Raw genomic sequence first — 15,159 nt, 5'->3', positions numbered from 1 at the left:
GGCCCAGCGGGTGGCCGGGTCACCGTCGAAGGCCTTGGCGGGGACGAGGGTGGCGTCCTCGTCGGAGGAGGAGGTGGCGGGCTTGCCGCGGGAGAGGAGCGGGTCGGCGGCGTCGTCGTGTGCCGGGGCGGACGCGCTACGCGTAGTGCGCGCGCAGCGCCGCCCGCGCCCCGGCGGAGGCCCCGACGTGGTCCAGTCCCAGCAGCGCAGCCCCCAGTACCGGCGCTGCCGTCACCACCTCGACGACGGCCTTCGGCGCCCTGGCCGCGAGCAATTCGCGGACGCGCCCGTCGAGTTCGGGGTGACGTGCGGCGAGCACGCTGCCGCCGAGGAGCACCGGTACCTCCTCGTCGAGCAGCCCGAGGCGGTCCAGTGCCACCGCCGCCATCGCCACCACCTCGTCCGCCTGCCGGTGCACCAGCGACCTGGCCACCGGGTCACCGGCGGCGCTCGTCGCGAAGAGCACCGGCGCCAGTTCGTGCTTGCGCGCGGGGGCGACCTCGCCCAGGTGCAGCGCCTCGATCAGGGCGTACACCGTGTCCAGCCCGTAGTGCGCGGGCAGGGTCGCGGCGAGCGCGGTGGGCTCACCGCGGCCGTCCTCCGCGCGTGCCGCGTACCAAAGCGCCTCCTCCGCGAGACCCGCGCCGCCGCCCCAGTCGCCGGAGATCCTCCCGAGCGCGGGGAAGCGCGCGGTGCGGCCGTCGGGCAGCATGCCCACGCAGTTGATGCCCGCCCCGCACACGACGGCCACACCCCGCGGCTCGTCCACCCCCGCCCGCAGGATCGCGAAGGTGTCGTTGCGGACCCGGGTACTGCGCCCCCAGCCGCGCCCGTCCAGTGCCGCGGTCAACTCCCTTTCCTCGACGGGGAGGTCGGCATTGGCCAGGCAGGCCGACACATGCTCGACGTCCCCGGTGACGCCGCCCGTGGCCCTGGCCTCCTCGACCGTGGCGGCGAGGGCGTCGATCGCGGCCCTGACGCCGACCTTCGGCGGCTGGAAGCCGGGACCGCGGCCGGAGGCGAGCACCGTGCCGTCGGCACCGACGAAGGCCACGTCGGTCTTGCTGTTCCCCGCGTCGATGGCGAGGACGGTCCCGGCGGGTCCGGCAGCAGGTCTCCGCCCGGAGAGATCGGTCACGCCCACGCGAGGTGCTCCCGGTTGTGCGCGATCAGCTGCTCGGTGAGCTGCTGCGCGTACTCGTACTGGCCGACGAGCGGGTGTGACAGCAGCGCCTTGAAGACCCGGTCGCGCCCGCCGCGCAGCGCGGCCTCCAGCGCCAGGTCCTCGTACGCCGTCACGTTGGCGGTCAGCCCCGCGTACAGCGGGTCCAGTTCCGCGACCGCCAGCGGTGTCGCCCCCTGGGTGCCGACCGCCGCCTGCACCTCGATCACGGCCTCGTCCGGCAGGAAGGGGAGCGTGCCGTTGTTGTACGTGTTCACCACCTGGTAGGGGGAGCCGGCGCCGCTGAGCAGCGAGGCGGCGAGGTCGACGGCAGCCTCCGAGTAGAAGGCGCCGCCGCGCTTGGCGAGCAGCTCCGGCTTCTCGTCGAGCTGCGGGTCGCCGTACATCTCGAAGAGCCGCTTCTCCATCTGCGCGACCTCCGCGGCCCGCGACGGTTTCGTCCGCAGCTCCCGCACGACCTCGTCGTGGCCGTAGTAGTAGCGCAGGTAGTACGAGGGCACGACGCCGAGGCGGTCGATCAGTTCGCGCGGCATGCGCAGATCGGCCGCCACCGCGTCACCGTGCTCGGCGAGCAGCCGCGGCAGCACGTTCTCGCCCTCCGGGCCGCCGAGCCGGACGGCGGTCTCCCAGGTGAGGTGGTTGAGCCCGACGTGGTCCAGGTGGACGTCGGCGGGCGCGACGCCCAGCAGCCCGGCGAACTTCCGCTGGAAGCCGATGGCCACGTTGCACAGCCCGACGGCCCTGTGGCCGGCCTGCAGCAGCGCCCGGGTGACGATGCCGACCGGGTTGGTGAAGTCGATGATCCACGCGCCGGGGTTGGTGCGGCGCACCCGCTCGGCGATGTCGAGGACGACGGGGACGGTCCGGAGCGCCTTGGCGAGGCCGCCCGCGCCGGTGGTCTCCTGGCCGACGCAGCCGCATTCCAGCGGCCAGGTCTCGTCCTGCTCCCGGGCGGCCTGCCCGCCCACCCGAAGCTGGAGCAGCACGGCGTCGGCGCCGTCGACGCCCGCGTCGACGTCGGAGGTGGTGACGATCTTTCCGGCGTGGTCCTGCCTGGCGAAGATCCGCCGGGCGAGACCGCCGACCAGTTCGAGGCGGTCGGCCGCGGGGTCGATCAGTACGAGTTCCTCGATCGGCAGGGTGTCGCGCATCCGCGCGAAACCGTCGATGAGTTCGGGGGTGTAGGTGGAACCGCCCCCCACTACAGCGAGCTTCATGAACGGGCCCTTCTCGGTCCGGACAGGGCCTAGCCCTTCACTCCGGTCAGTGTGACGCCTTCGATGAAGGCCTTTTGTGCGAAGAAGAAGCCGACGATCACCGGCGCCATGATCATGACCGTGGCGGCCATGGTGAGGTTCCAGTCGGTCTGGTGGGCGCCCTTGAAGGACTCCAGGCCGTAGCTCAGGGTCCAGGCGGCCGGGTTCTCCGACGCGTAGATCTGCGGTCCGAAGTAGTCGTTCCAGCAGTAGAAGAAGTGGAAGAGGGCCACCGCCGCGACGGCCGGCTTCGCCATCGGCAGCACGATCCGCACCATCGTGCGGAACTCGCCGCAGCCGTCGATCCTGGCGGCCTCCGTGTACTCCTTCGGGATGGTCAGCAGGAACTGCCGCAGCAGGAAGATGGTGAACGCGTTGCCGAAGGCGAACGGGATGATCAGCGGCCACAGGGTGCCCGCGAGGTCCAGCTGTTTCGCCCAGAAGAGGTACATCGGTACGACGACGACCTGCGGCGGCAGCATCATCATCGCGATCACCAGCATCATCGCCAGATTGCGGCCGCGGAAGCGGAACTTGGCGAGCGCGTAGGCCACCGGGATGCTCGACGCGACGGCGAGCACCGTGCCGAGGCCCGCGTACAGCAGGGTGTTGCGCCACCAGGTCAGGAAACCGGGGGTGTTCCAGACGGTGACGAAGTTGCCCCACTCCCAGGTCTGCGGCCACAGGTCGCGGGTGAGCGCCTGGTCGTCGCTCATCACGGCGGTCAGGAACACGAAGACGAACGGGAGCAGGAAGAACAACGCGGCGGCGATCGCCAGCGAGTGGACGGCGATCCATTCCAGCGTCGCGCGACGCCGCGCGGACCGCCGGGCGGCGGTGCCTCCCCGGCCGGGGGCGGCCGGCCCGTACGCGGTCCGGGCAGGGGTCGGGGTCATGGTGGTCATCGTTCAGTCCTCCGCCGACATGAAGCCGGAGCGCCGCCGCATCAGGATCGCCGTGAATGTCATGGCCAGGGCGAACAGCACCAGGGCGACCACGCAGGCCGCGCCGGTGTCGAAGCGCTGGAAGCCGAGGTTGTAGATCGTCTGCGGCACGGTCAGCGTGGTCCGGTCCGGATAGCCGGGCTCGAACTGCTGCCCGGAGCCGCCGATCACCCCGCTCGCCACCTTCGCCGCCACCAGCGGCTCCGTGTAGTACTGCATGGTCGCGATCACTCCGGTGACCACGGCGAACAGCACGATGGGGGAGATGTTGGGGAAGGTGACGTAGCGGAACCGCTGCCAGGCTCGGGCGCCGTCCAGTTCCGCCGCCTCGTACTGCTCCTTGGGGACGTCGAGGAGCGCCGCCATGAAGATCACCATCAGGTCGCCGATGCCCCACAGGGCCAGGACCGTCAGCGAGGGCTTCGACCAGGCGGGGTCGGTGAACCAGCCGGGCGCCGGCAGCCCCACGGATTCGAGGATGGTGTTGACGGGCCCCGTACCGGGGTTGAGCAGGAAGACGAACGACATGGTCGCGGCGACCGGCGGAGCCAGGTACGGCAGGTAGAAGAGCGTCCTGAAGACCCCGGCACCCGTTTTGATCTTCGTGATCAGCAGCCCGATGCCGATCCCGAACAGCACCCGCAGCGACACCATCACGGCGACCAGCCACAGGGTGTTGCGCAGGGCCGGCCAGAAGAAGGCGTAGTCGTTGAAGACGTACGACCAGTTCTTGAGGCCCACCCACACCGGCGGGGCGAACCCGTCGTACTCCATGAAGGAGAAGTAGACGGTCGAGACCAGCGGGTAGGCGAAGAAGACCGCGAACCCGATCAGCCAGGGGGACAGGAAGCCCAGCGTGCGCAGCGCCGACCTGCGGTGCTTGGCCCGCAGAGCGCGGCTCGCCGGCGGACGGAGGAGGGTGGCTGCCATCAGCGTGCCTGCTCGTTGTCCTTGTCGATCTGGGCGTCGGTCTTCTTCAGGCCGGCGTCGAGATCCTTCTCCCGGCCGGCCTCGTAACGCACGCCGAGGTCCTGGGCGGTCAGCAGGAACGCGCCGCCGTTGACGGACGACGGGGCGTGGGAGCTCTTCGGGTGCTGCGCGATGTCGACGAACGTGCGGTACAGCGGGTCGTTGTTCAGTTTCGGGGACTTCAGCGCCGCGACGGTGGAGGGCACGTTGTGGATGGCGTTGGCGAAGGAGACGACCGCGTCGGTGTCGGTGGAGAGGTACTTCACCAGCTCCCAGGCCGCGTTCTGCTTCTTGCTCACACTCGCGATGCCGAGGATCGTGCCGGACAGGTAGCCCTTGCCGTAGTCGGCGACCTGGTCGTCCGGGACGGGGAAGGGGGCCGCGCCGATCTCGAAGTCCAGATCGGCGTCCTGGGCCATCTTGCCGCGCCACTCGCCGTCGAGCTGCATGGCGACCTGCCCCGTGTGGAAGGGGTGCTTGGGTCCCCACTCGTCGCCGAGGCCGGTGCGGAACTTCTCCAGCTTCTTGTAGCCGCCGAGCTTGTCGGCCAGGTTCTTCTGCCAGGTGAACAGCGCCTTGGCGGCCGGGTCGTCTGCCAGGTCGGCCCTGCCTTCCGCGTCGAAGTACCGGACGCCGAACTGTGAGGCGTAGTGCTCGAACGTCGTCTCGTAGCCCTGGAAGTTCGGCATGAAGCCGAGCTGTTCGTAGCCGGCGCCCTTGCTCTTGGTGAGCTTCTCCGCGACCTTGTCGAACTCGGAGAGCGTCTTGGGCGGCGCGGTGATCCCGGCCTCCGCGAAGGCCTTCTTGTTGTAGTAGAGGCCGTACGCGTCACCCAGCAGCGGCACGGCGCACCGTTTGCCCTCGTGCTGGGTGTACTTGGCCATCTGGGGCAGGAAGGTCCGCGCCGGATCGATCTTCGACTTCTCGAGGAACGGCTTCAGGTCGGCGAGCGCGGCGGTGGAGCAGAACCGGCCGACGTTGTCGGTGGTGAACGAGGAGACCACGTCGGGCGCGTTCGAACCGCCTGCCCGCAGGGCCTGGTTGAGCTTGTCGTCCGTGATGCCCTTGACGACCTTGACCTTGATGTTGGGGTGCTTCTTCTCGAACGAGTCGATGTTGGCCTCGATCGCCGCGACCTCGCCGGGCGCGGACCAGCCGTGCCAGAAGGTGAGGGTCGTCTTCGAGTTCGGGTCGTCCGTGGCGCCGCTCCCGGCGGATCCCGTACAGGCCGTGGCGAGAAGCGATATCGCGGCGGTCGCGGCGAGCGCGGCGCCCTTGGTCCGGCGGTTTCTGGGCATGACGGTGCCTCCCTGTGACAAGGACGGGGAAAGGAAAGGGCAGAGCGAACGGTGGGAGGGCCGGGCCCCGCGACGGCAAGAGGCGCAGGGCCCGGGGCAGGGATCAGCGCGAGGTGTCGAACACCTCGTCGCGGGTGGTGGCCAGCGCGCTCTCCAGCGCACCGCGCAGCACCGGATGCCGGCGTACGGCGCCGAGCACGAGACGCGGACGGGACGCGGCCAGCTCGGTCAGTTCCGCCTGCACCCGCGTCCGCAGCGGCTCGCCGCCGGCGGCGATGACCTCGCCGGAGAGGACGACCAGCTCCGGGTCGAGCACGGCCACCATGGAGGCCAGACCGGTGGCCAGCCCGGTCGCGAACGCGTCGAGCAGCTCCCCGTACGGTCCGCTGTCGTTCTCCGCGGCCCTGGCCACGAGCGCGGTCGCGACCTCTGCGTGCGGGCCGCTGCCGATGTCGTCCAGACCGAGCTCCCTGGCCAGCCGGGGCAGCGCCTGCGCGCCGGCGAGTTCCTGGAAGCCGCCGCTGTTCGCCTTGGTCACCTGGCGGACCAGCGGGGTGCCGGGCACGGGCAGGAAGCCGACCTCGCCGGCGCCGCCGGTGAAGCCTCGGTGCAGCCGGCCGCCGATGACGACGGCCGCGCCGAGTCCTTCCTCGTTCCACAGCAGGACGAAGTTGTCGTGGCCGTGGGCGGCGCCGAGGCGCTGCTCGGCCACGGCGGCGAGGTTGACGTCGTTCTCGTACTCGACGGGCATCGGCAGCGCGGCCGCGAGCTCGTCCAGCAGGGTGGGGGAGTGCCAGCCGGGCAGGTGGGACGCGTACCGCAGCCGGCCGGTGGACGGGTCGAAGGCGCCCGGGGTGCCGATGACGAGACGGTGAACGTCCGTTCGGGTCAGCCCGGCAGCCTTGACGGCCCCTTCGAGCGCGTCGGTCACCTGCCGTACGACCCTGTCGGCGCGCCGTCCCGGAGTGGGGAGCTCGAATTCACCGACGGTCGCGCCGGTGATGTCGGCGACGGCGGCGCGGATCCGCTCGGGGGTGACGTCGAGTCCGGCGGCGTGGGCCACGCCGCCGGTGATCGCGTACAGCTGGGCGCTCGGGCCCGGCCGTCCCTCGGTGGTGCCGGTCACGACGACGAGCCCGGCGGCCTCCAGCCTGGCGAGCAGCTGGGAGGCGGTGGGCTTCGACAGCCCGGTGAGTTTCCCGATCCGGGTGCGGGACAGGGTGCCGTGCTCGAGGAGCAGATCGAGCGCGGCCCGGTCGTTCATGGCGCGCAGGACGCGCGGGGTACCGGGCGTGGTTCCGGCCACGACGCTTGCACCTGCCTCTCGGCCCGGGCCTCTCGACCTGGACTGTTAGGAAAGTTTCCTATTCCGTGGGGACGAAAGTAGGCCGCCCGTCGGACGGCGTCAATGGCAAACGCCCCCTGGGCAACCAAAGCGTTACCCAAGGGGGCGTCGTGCGGGGGCTGCTTGCCCGAGTGATGACCGGAGCGATCGGCGCGGGATGACCCGGGGCGGCCCAGGATCACCGCGGATCGTGCCGGCGGGCCGCCGTGGTCCGGCAGCCCGCGGCCGCGGCTCCTACTTCGAGAGGTTCGCCGGCGGCGTTATAGGCGACGCCGCCATCGACTGCGGCGAGACCGAGGAGGAGAACGCCGACGGGGCCGCCATGCCCGCCGTCGGGTCCGGTGTGGCCTCCTCCGCCTGCTGCGGCAGACCGCCGACGATGCGGATGCCCGCCTCGTCGAACGCGCGCTTGATCCGCCAGCGCACCTCGCGCTCGACGCCCAGCGCCTTGCCCGGCATCGTCTTGGCCGAGACCCGGAACGTCATCGAGTCGAGCAGCACCTCCGTGAGACCCAGCGTCTCGAGCGGGCCCCACAGCTGCTCGTTCCACGGCTCGGCCTTCGCCAGATCGTCCGCGACCTCGCCGATGACGGACTTGACGTGGTCCAGGTCCTCGGAGGAACGGACCGTGACGTCCACGGCGGCCGTCGCCCAGCCCTGGCTCAGGTTGCCGATCCGCTTGATCTCGCCGTTGCGCACGTACCAGATCTCGCCGTTGTCGCCGCGCAGCTTGGTGACACGGAGCCCCACCTCGATCACCTCGCCCGACGCGACGCCCGCGTCGATCGAGTCCCCGACCCCGTACTGGTCCTCCATGATCATGAAGACGCCGGAGAGGAAGTCGGTGACGAGGTTGCGCGCGCCGAAACCGATCGCGACACCGGCCACACCCGCGGAGGCGAGCAGCGGAGCCAGATCGATCTGGAACGCGCCGAGGATCATCAGACCCGCGGTGCCGAGGATCAAGAACGACGCGATCGAACGCAGGACCGAACCTATGGCCTCGGAGCGCTGCCGGCGCCGCTCCGCGTTGACCAGCAGACCGCCCAGCGCCGTACCCTCCACGGCCTGCGCCGAGCGGTTCATCCGCGCGATCAGCCTCGTCAGCGCCCGGCGCACCAGCATCCGCAGCACCAGCGCGACGATCAGGATCAGCGTGATGCGCAATCCGGTGTTCAGCCAGGTGGACCAGTTCTCCTCGACCCAGCCGGCCGCGCTCTCGGCGCGCCTGGCGGCCTCGTCGAGCGTGACAGGACCGGGAGAGGGATCAGCGTCCATCAGGGCGGACGACCAGAAGGCGGTCACAGGAGGAACCTCCAGCTTGCGGTGGGAGCCCAATAACCCTAACGGGGCATCCGGTGTGATCCGGCTCCTTTCAGGGCCAAGAGACGAGGCTCACCGGACGCCGGAACGGGGTCCGCACGAGGCTCCCAGGCGGCGTCGGGGACCTTGTGTCGCCCTTGTGGCGGAAAACACCTCGAGCCCGTTACGCATACGTGGTGGCGCAGGAAGCGGCCATGAGGACAAACTGATGACAGATCGTCCCGGCGCGAGCCACGCGCCGCCGGCGTACAAGGAGGCATCCACGTGCCGCACGTCCTGGTCCTCAACGCGTCGTACGAGCCCCTCGGCGTCGTACCGCTCCGCCGCGCGCTCGTCCTCGTCCTGGAGAACAAGGCTCTCTGCCTCGAGGAGTCCGGCGCCTTCATGCATAGTGAGAGCCGCGTCATCGCCGCGCCCAGCGTCGTGCGTCTCAAACGTTTCGTGCGGGTCCCCTATCGGGGGCCCGTTCCTCTTACCCGCAAAGCCCTCTTCGCCCGCGACGGCGGGCGCTGTATGTACTGCGGTGGCGTCGCAACCAGCGTCGACCACGTCGTTCCGCGCAGCCGCGGGGGGCAGCACGCCTGGGACAACGTGGTCGCCGCCTGCCGCCGCTGCAACCACGTCAAGGCCGACCGCCATCTGCGGGAACTGGGCTGGCGCCTGCGCCACCAGCCCGCCCCGCCGAGCGGTCTCGCCTGGCGCATCATCGGAACCGGCCACCGCGATCCGCGCTGGCTGCCCTACCTCCAGCCGTACGGCGCCGACGACGCGATCACCCGCATCGACGGCATTTCGGCGTAGCGCGATTCCTCCCACCGGGCTTCCGTCCGGTGGGCCACCCGCCGGGCGGGCCGGCTCCGTCGGCCCCGCCGGCGTCCTAGCGCGCGCCCTCCGCCACCGCGTACACCTCGACCGAGAACAGCGAGTAGCCGAACTCCGTCGCCCGCTCGTCGCCCTGCACGCGCACGAACCGCGTCCCCTGCGCGTCCATCCGGACCGACTCCCGGCCGCCCCTGCCGTCCGTGACCGTCGCCGCGGTGCGCCAGACCCTGCCGTCCGCGGAGACCTGTATGCGATACCTGGTCGCGTACGCCTCCTGCCAGTGCAGCGTCACCTGGCCCACCCGGGCCGGCCGGGCCAGCTCCACCTGCCACCACGCGCTCGGTCCGACCGGGGACGACCAGCGGGTTGCCGTGTCTCCGTCGATCGCGGCGGCGGCCGGGAAGTCGGCGGTCTCGTCGCCGGACGCGGACGCCTTCGCGCCCGCCTCGCGCGCCAGGTCGCCGCCGCCGGTGGGCGGGAAGGCGCGCACGGTGAGCGTGCGCTCCTGTCCGGCGAAGGACAGCGGCACCCGGTACTCGCCCGCGGGGGTGTCGTCGGGGACGGTCACCTGGACCGGCACCGTGGTGCGCACGCCGCGCGGCACGGTGGTCTGCTTCGGAACGGTCACCTTGATGCCCGCCGGCGCCTTCGCGGTGAGCGTGCCGCGGACCTCGCCGGGGCGCTGCGCGGTCAGCCGGACGTCCGCGCGCTGCGGCCTGCCGCCGATCTCGGCGCTGGTCGTCTCGCGTACGAGGTCGAGGCCCGCCGCCGGTTCGTCCGCGAACCAGGGCACCAGGGAGCGTACGGCCGGGCTGTCGCCGCCGCCGGTCGTGACGCGCACGGCGTCCACCCGCAGCCCTGCCGTGTCGGCCTGGGTCCAGCCGCCCGCGGACAGCGGGCCCAGCTGACGCCAGCCCTCACCCGGGACATGCACCTCGAGCCGGCCGGCGGACTCGGCGGAGCGCGGCGAGCCGCTCGAGGGCGCCGTCATCGCGGTCACGGCCATGAGGGGCCGGGGCCTTGCCAGCCGCACGACGTCCTGGCCCGGCCGGCCGGCCGCTGCCTGGTCGGCGCCGGTCCAGGCGCGTGACTCCTTCACGGCCCGGTCCAGGAAGGGCGTGAGGACACCCTTGCCGACCGTGGCCCGGCTCGCGGCCACGTCCGTGCGCAGCGGCTCGAGGGCCAGCGAGGCGCGCCACGCGGCCGCGCCGTCGCCGCGGCCCTGCGCCTGGAGCATGTCGACCGCCAGTTCGCCGGCCTTCCCGTACCGGGCCAACTGGTCGAGCCAGGGCCCGACCTCGGCCACGAGCCGGCCGTCGGCGGTGCCCGCGAGCTGTTCCGGCGCCCGGCGCATCACGGTGAAGGCCGCGCGCAGGGCGGCAGCGGCCCGGTCCCTGGCCCGCGTGTCCGCCGTCGTGCGGGAACGCCAGAACTCGTCCAGCAGCGGCCGCAGGTAGGCCGACTCGTCGTCGGGGTCCAGGATCGAGGACGCGTCGTTCCCCGCGAGGGCGCGCAGCGCCTCACGTGCACCGGCGTCGCCGCCTGCCAGGTCGTCGAGCGCGGCCTGCCAGGACTGCTCGGGCCGGTAACCCTTCGGGTTCCAGGCGTAGTCGGCGGCGGTGAACAGCGGTACGCGTGAGGCGGTGGCCTGTTCCATCGCGTTGGCGAGCAGCGCCGCGGACCCGGTGGCCACGGCCGGCTCACGGCCGGTGTAGGGGCCGAGGAACAGCCGGTCCTGCGCGTAGTCGTTGACGGGGTAGTTGTCCATGGTGACCAGGGGGTGGCCGAAGGCGTCCCGGGCGCCCGCCAGTTCGCGGCCGGTGATGGTGCGCGGCACCACGCCGACCCCGGTCCACGCCACCCGGACCGTGCCGTCCAGCTGCTCCGCGAGCGCCCGGCGGTAGTCGGTCGTGCCCTCCTGGTAGAACTCGGTCGGCATCACGGAAAGCTCCGCCCCCGGGTGACGCTCCGCCAGGTGGCGCGCCACCTCGCCCGCGACCAGGGCGTGCGCCTCGGCCGCCGCGCCGGGCCCGGAACCGAAGGTCTCCGCGTCCTTCGAGCAGTGCCATTCGCTGTAGCTGACGTCCTGGAACTGCAGTTGGAACGCCCGGAACCCCAGCGCCCACATCGCGTCGACCTTGCGGGTCAGGGCCTTCACGTCGGCCGGGTCGGCCAGGCACATCGACTGGGCGGGCGCGACGGCCCAGGCCAGGGTGACGTGGTTGCGCCGTGCCCGCTCCGCCAGTTCACGCAGTTCCGCACGCTGGGCGGCCGGATACGGGTCGCGCCAGCGGGTCTGCCGGAAGGGGTCGTCGCCGGGAGCGTAGAGATAGCGGTTCTGCTTGGTGCGCCCCATGAAGTCGAGCTGCGCCAGGCGCTGCTCACGGTCCCAGGGGCGCCCGTAGAAGCCTTCCGTCGTGCCGCGCACGGCGGTTCCCGGCCAGTCGCGTACGACGACTCCGGCGACCGTTCCCGCCCGGACCAGTTGGCGCAGGGTCTGCACGCCGTGGAAGAGGCCGTCCTCGCCGACGCCGTCGAGGGCGACCGTGTCACGGTCCGCGACGCGGCCCACGGCGAGCCGGTAGCCGCCCGAGGGCAGATCGGTACGCTCCGGCGCGCGCAGGGCACGCAGCGCCGACACGGCGTCGCCGCCCCCGAGGCGGATCACGGGCCCACGGCCGGGCAGGCCCTTGTGCAGGGTGCGTACACCCGACTCGCGCAGCAACTCCTCGAGCAGCTCGACCGCGTACGGGTCGGCGGACGGGTCCGCGACGACGGTCACCTCGTCGCCCAGGCGTACGGGCTCCCCTCGGGTGCGCAGGGACTGGGGCCGCGGCCACACGGACGGGGTCCCGGCGGTGTCCTTGGGGTCCTGCGCGGTGCCGGCGGGGGAGCCGGGCTCCTGCGGCTGGGCGGTCGCGCCGTGCGCGGTTCCCGCACCGCCGAGCAGACCACCGATGACGGCGACCGCGACGGCTGCCGCGGTACGTCTCCTGGCCCCGAGCCGCACGGCTGTCTCCCCTCGTCCGACCCCTGCCATTCCGGTCGGTTTCGAGCCCACCACCACCACCGTCGGAGTGTCAATGTGCGTGGCCGTTGTGCGCCTTTTGCCTGGCGTGGTGAATGATCGGGGCAAGTGACAAACGGGGAACGGAATGTGACACGGAACACGTTGACGGGACGGACACGTCTGCCGTTCCGCGCGCTGGGTAGGGCTGCTGTGACCCCTCACGTCCCATTGGAGTGATTACCGTGGCCGCATCTGCGCACCTGCTGCTCTCCGCCTTGTCCAAACAGGTCCCGGGCCGGGTTCCGGGACCGTCCAAACCGGCCCCGACCGCGTGCCCGCTCGCCCACGAGGCCCAGCTGACCGGCGAGCCGCCGCTCGCCTACGAAGTCCCCCTCACGAGCGAGCCGCCGCTCGCTCACGCCGCCCCGCTCACCAGCGAGCCACCGCTCGCCGACATCGCGCCCCTGACGAGCGAGCCGACCGCCCACGGCACGGCGGGCGGTACGGAGTCGCCGGGGGTCTGAAGGAGTCCGCATGGGCCTTGCCCGGCTTGCCGAGCTGCACGGAGTCGCCACCACCTTCTCGCCCGCCAAGGGCGTCACCGTCGCAGTCCCGGACGCCACCGTCGTGGCCGTTCTCGCCGCGCTGGACATCGACGCCTCCACGCCGGAGGCGGTACGCGCCGCGCTGGACCGCGCCGAGCGGGCCGCGGCGACCCGGCTGCTGCCCCGCACGGTGGTCGTATGGCAAGGCCCCGGCGGCGAGAGGGCCGGCGTCCCGCCGGCCCTGACCGCCCTCCCCGCCGGCACCACCCTCCGCGTGACCACGGAGGAGGGCCGCGAGCTCAGCTGGACCACCCCGCGGCGCACGGACGCGGGGAACACGGACGCCGGGACCACGGGCGGCACTCAGCAAGCCGGCGGCCCTGCCCCCGCGCGCGGCGCCGGAGGCCCGGACAGTGCCCGGGTCTGGCAGCAACTGCCGCCCGGTGTGCACCGGCTGCACGCCGTCGCGCCGGACGGCCGCGGCACCGACGCCGGCCTGGTCGTCGCACCCGCACGGGTGCCCGGCCCGGAAGGACGCTCCCACGGCTTCCTCGTCCAGCTCTACTCCCTGCTCTCGGCGCGTTCCTGGGGCATGGGCGACCTCGGAGACCTCGCCGAGCTGGCCACGTGGTCGGGCCGGTCGCTCGGTGCGTCCTTCGTCCAGGTGAATCCGTTGCACGCCGCCGTGCCGAGCGCCCCCACCGACCCCTCCCCGTACCGCCCTTCCTCCCGTCGCTTCCCCGACCCCGTCCACCTGCGCGTCGAGGACGTGCCCGAGTACGCGTACGCGGATGCGGCGGACCGGCAGCGGCTGGAGGAGCTGCGCGACCGGGCGGCGGAGCTGCGTGAATCGGTGCTCGACAAAGGCGCGTTGATCGACCGGGACGCCGTCTGGGAGCTCAAGGCCCAGGCGCTGGAGATCATCCACCGCATTCCCCTCGGCCCCGGACGCCGCGCGGCCTACCGCGACTTCGTCGCCGACCAGGGGCAGGCGCTGGAGGACCACGCCACCTGGTGCGCGCTCGCCGAGGTGTACGGCTCCGAGTGGCACGACTGGCCCGACGGCCTGCGCGACCCCCGCTCGCCGCGGACGGCCGAGGCCAGGGCCCGGCTGGCCGACCGGGTCGACTTCCACAGCCGGCTGGTCTGGCTGACCGACGAGCAGCTCGCCGCCGCGGGACGCGCCGCCCGTGAGGCGGGCATGGGGGTGGGGGTCGTCCACGACCTCGCGGTCGGCGTGCATCCGGGCGGCGCCGACGCCTGGGCGCAGCAGGACTCCTTCGCCGCCGGGATGTCGGTCGGCGCCCCGCCGGACGCGTTCAACGCGCACGGCCAGGACTGGGGTCTGCCGCCGTGGCGGCCGGACGCCCTGGCCGCGTCCGGCTACGCGCCGTACCGCGGGCTGCTGCGCGGGCTCCTGCGCAACGCGGGCGCGCTCCGCATCGACCATGTGATGGGCCTGTTCCGGCTCTGGTGGGTGCCGGTCGGCAGCCCTCCCACCGAAGGCGCCTACGTCCGCTACGACGCGGAGGCCATGCTCGCCGTCCTCGTCCTCGAGGCGCACCGGGCGGGCGCCGTCGTCATAGGAGAGGACCTCGGGACGGTCGAGCCCGGTGTGCGCGAGGCCCTCTCCCGCCGCGGCGTGCTCGGCACCTCCGTGCTCTGGTTCGAAAGGGACTGGACCGGAGACGGACGTCCGCTGGCCCCCGCGAAGTGGCGCGAGGGCTGCGTCGCCACCGCCACCACCCACGACCTGCCGTCCACGGCGGCCCGGCTCACCGGCGGCCATGTGGAGCTGCGCCACCGGCTCGGTCTGCTGGCCCGCCCCCTGGAGGAGGAGCGCACCGAGGACACGGCCGATGTCACCGAGTGGCTCGGCGTCCTCGGCGACCTCGGCCTGCTGCCGGAGGGCCCCGGCGACGAGGAGGGTGCGATCCGGGCCGTCTACCGCTATCTGCTGCGCACCCCTGCGCGGATGGTGGGGATCTGGCTCCCGGACACGGTGGGCGACCGGCGCCCGCAGAACCTGCCGGGCACCTGGGACCAGTACCCGAACTGGCGGCTGCCCGTCTCGGACGCGGAGGGGCGCCCCATGAGCCTGGAGGAGCTGGCCGGCTCACCCAGGCTGCACCGTCTGCTGGAGGTCTTCGCTGCCCGTACGGCACCCCCGGACGCGCGGCCGTCATAGCCGTTCGCTACGTTGGGCACCGTGGACAAGAAGAACGCCTTGCGCGCCGGCGCCGTAGCGGCCGGTACGACGCTGATGATGCTGCTCATGTCGTCCCCCGCGCTTGCGCTCACCCCGGACGACGGCGACGACCCGGGTCCGGGCCTGAGCGTGGCCGAGACCCTCGGCCTGTACGTGGCGGCGCCGCTCGTCCTTTTCGCGGTGATCGCCGGTCTGGTGATGGTGCTCGACAAGTCCAAGAAGCAGAGCTGACCCAGGACTGATCCGGTCCGAAGG

12 protein-coding genes are annotated in these 15,159 nt (G+C 72.3%); 4 read left to right on the top strand and 8 right to left on the bottom strand.

What is annotated here, in order from left to right; genetic code table 11:
• Nucleotides 1-136: 136 nt before the first annotated feature.
• The 7 genes from ACWGH4_RS16835 to ACWGH4_RS16805 form a co-directional block, all read right to left on the bottom strand.
• A complete protein-coding gene (locus ACWGH4_RS16835) occupies nucleotides 137-1,144 on the bottom strand; it encodes an N-acetylglucosamine kinase (RefSeq protein WP_453461103.1) in 1,008 nt (335 codons plus the stop codon).
• The gene (locus tag ACWGH4_RS16830; RefSeq protein ID WP_453461100.1) at nucleotides 1,135-2,400 is read right to left on the bottom strand and encodes a 6-phospho-beta-glucosidase; all 1,266 of its coding nucleotides are present in this window, start codon (nucleotides 2,398-2,400) and stop codon (nucleotides 1,135-1,137) included. The genes ACWGH4_RS16835 and ACWGH4_RS16830 overlap by 10 nt, the downstream gene beginning before the upstream one ends.
• Before the next feature lie 29 nt (nucleotides 2,401-2,429).
• Nucleotides 2,430-3,335, bottom strand: coding sequence for a carbohydrate ABC transporter permease (locus tag ACWGH4_RS16825; RefSeq protein WP_453461108.1), 906 nt, complete (start codon nucleotides 3,333-3,335; stop codon nucleotides 2,430-2,432).
• Between the two features lie 12 nt (nucleotides 3,336-3,347).
• The gene (locus tag ACWGH4_RS16820; protein WP_453461097.1) at nucleotides 3,348-4,313 is read right to left on the bottom strand and encodes a carbohydrate ABC transporter permease; all 966 of its coding nucleotides are present in this window, start codon (nucleotides 4,311-4,313) and stop codon (nucleotides 3,348-3,350) included.
• Nucleotides 4,313-5,650: an ABC transporter substrate-binding protein gene (locus tag ACWGH4_RS16815; RefSeq protein ID WP_453461095.1), complete on the bottom strand. Its 1,338-nt coding sequence runs from the start codon at nucleotides 5,648-5,650 to the stop codon at nucleotides 4,313-4,315. Before ACWGH4_RS16815 ends, ACWGH4_RS16820 begins: the two co-directional genes overlap by 1 nt.
• A 103-nt stretch (nucleotides 5,651-5,753) precedes the next feature.
• Nucleotides 5,754-6,956: an ROK family transcriptional regulator gene (locus ACWGH4_RS16810; RefSeq protein WP_453461092.1), complete on the bottom strand. Its 1,203-nt coding sequence runs from the start codon at nucleotides 6,954-6,956 to the stop codon at nucleotides 5,754-5,756.
• 273 nt (nucleotides 6,957-7,229) lie between these two features.
• Nucleotides 7,230-8,273, bottom strand: a complete 1,044-nt coding sequence (locus ACWGH4_RS16805) for a mechanosensitive ion channel family protein (RefSeq protein ID WP_453461105.1) — start codon at nucleotides 8,271-8,273, stop codon at nucleotides 7,230-7,232.
• A 309-nt stretch (nucleotides 8,274-8,582) separates the two neighbouring features.
• Here ACWGH4_RS16805 and ACWGH4_RS16800 point away from each other — a divergent pair, with 309 nt between their 5' ends.
• Complete coding sequence (locus ACWGH4_RS16800) at nucleotides 8,583-9,119, top strand: HNH endonuclease (protein WP_159695201.1); 537 nt, start codon at nucleotides 8,583-8,585, stop codon at nucleotides 9,117-9,119.
• Between the two features lie 76 nt (nucleotides 9,120-9,195).
• On the opposite strand, the gene ACWGH4_RS16795 is transcribed toward ACWGH4_RS16800, so the two are convergent.
• The gene (locus ACWGH4_RS16795; RefSeq protein ID WP_453461089.1) at nucleotides 9,196-12,150 is read right to left on the bottom strand and encodes a beta-N-acetylglucosaminidase domain-containing protein; all 2,955 of its coding nucleotides are present in this window, start codon (nucleotides 12,148-12,150) and stop codon (nucleotides 9,196-9,198) included.
• 242 nt (nucleotides 12,151-12,392) lie between these two features.
• On the opposite strand from ACWGH4_RS16795, the gene ACWGH4_RS16790 reads away from it, so the two are divergent.
• Genes ACWGH4_RS16790 through ACWGH4_RS16780 form a run of 3 tightly spaced genes read left to right on the top strand, consistent with a single transcriptional unit; the run spans nucleotide 12,393 to nucleotide 15,135 of the window.
• Nucleotides 12,393-12,674 (top strand): hypothetical protein, encoded by a 282-nt coding sequence (locus ACWGH4_RS16790; RefSeq protein ID WP_441263032.1) that lies wholly within the window; start codon nucleotides 12,393-12,395, stop codon nucleotides 12,672-12,674.
• Between the two features lie 10 nt (nucleotides 12,675-12,684).
• Nucleotides 12,685-14,883 carry a 4-alpha-glucanotransferase gene (gene malQ, locus ACWGH4_RS16785; RefSeq protein ID WP_453461087.1) on the top strand — a complete coding sequence of 733 codons (2,199 nt, stop codon included), beginning with the start codon at nucleotides 12,685-12,687 and terminating at the stop codon, nucleotides 14,881-14,883.
• Between the two features lie 21 nt (nucleotides 14,884-14,904).
• The gene (locus tag ACWGH4_RS16780; protein WP_159691996.1) at nucleotides 14,905-15,135 is read left to right on the top strand and encodes a hypothetical protein; all 231 of its coding nucleotides are present in this window, start codon (nucleotides 14,905-14,907) and stop codon (nucleotides 15,133-15,135) included.
• Nucleotides 15,136-15,159: the final 24 nt, after the last annotated feature.

The sequence above is a fragment of the Streptomyces sp. NPDC054847 genome, assembly GCF_053610925.1.
This window is presented reverse-complemented; position numbering and strand designations above follow the sequence as displayed.

Excerpts from the sequence above, each read along its gene's own strand:
- ACWGH4_RS16830 (WP_453461100.1), bottom strand. The coding sequence starts at position 2,400 with ATGAAGCTCGCTGTAGTGGGGGGCGGTTCCACCTACACCCCCGAACTC.
- ACWGH4_RS16825 (WP_453461108.1), bottom strand. The coding sequence starts at position 3,335 with ATGACCCCGACCCCTGCCCGGACCGCGTACGGGCCGGCCGCCCCCGGC.
- ACWGH4_RS16820 (WP_453461097.1), bottom strand. The coding sequence starts at position 4,313 with ATGGCAGCCACCCTCCTCCGTCCGCCGGCGAGCCGCGCTCTGCGGGCC.
- ACWGH4_RS16815 (WP_453461095.1), bottom strand. The coding sequence starts at position 5,650 with ATGCCCAGAAACCGCCGGACCAAGGGCGCCGCGCTCGCCGCGACCGCC.
- ACWGH4_RS16805 (WP_453461105.1), bottom strand. The coding sequence starts at position 8,273 with ATGGACGCTGATCCCTCTCCCGGTCCTGTCACGCTCGACGAGGCCGCC.
- malQ (WP_453461087.1), top strand. The coding sequence starts at position 12,685 with ATGGGCCTTGCCCGGCTTGCCGAGCTGCACGGAGTCGCCACCACCTTC.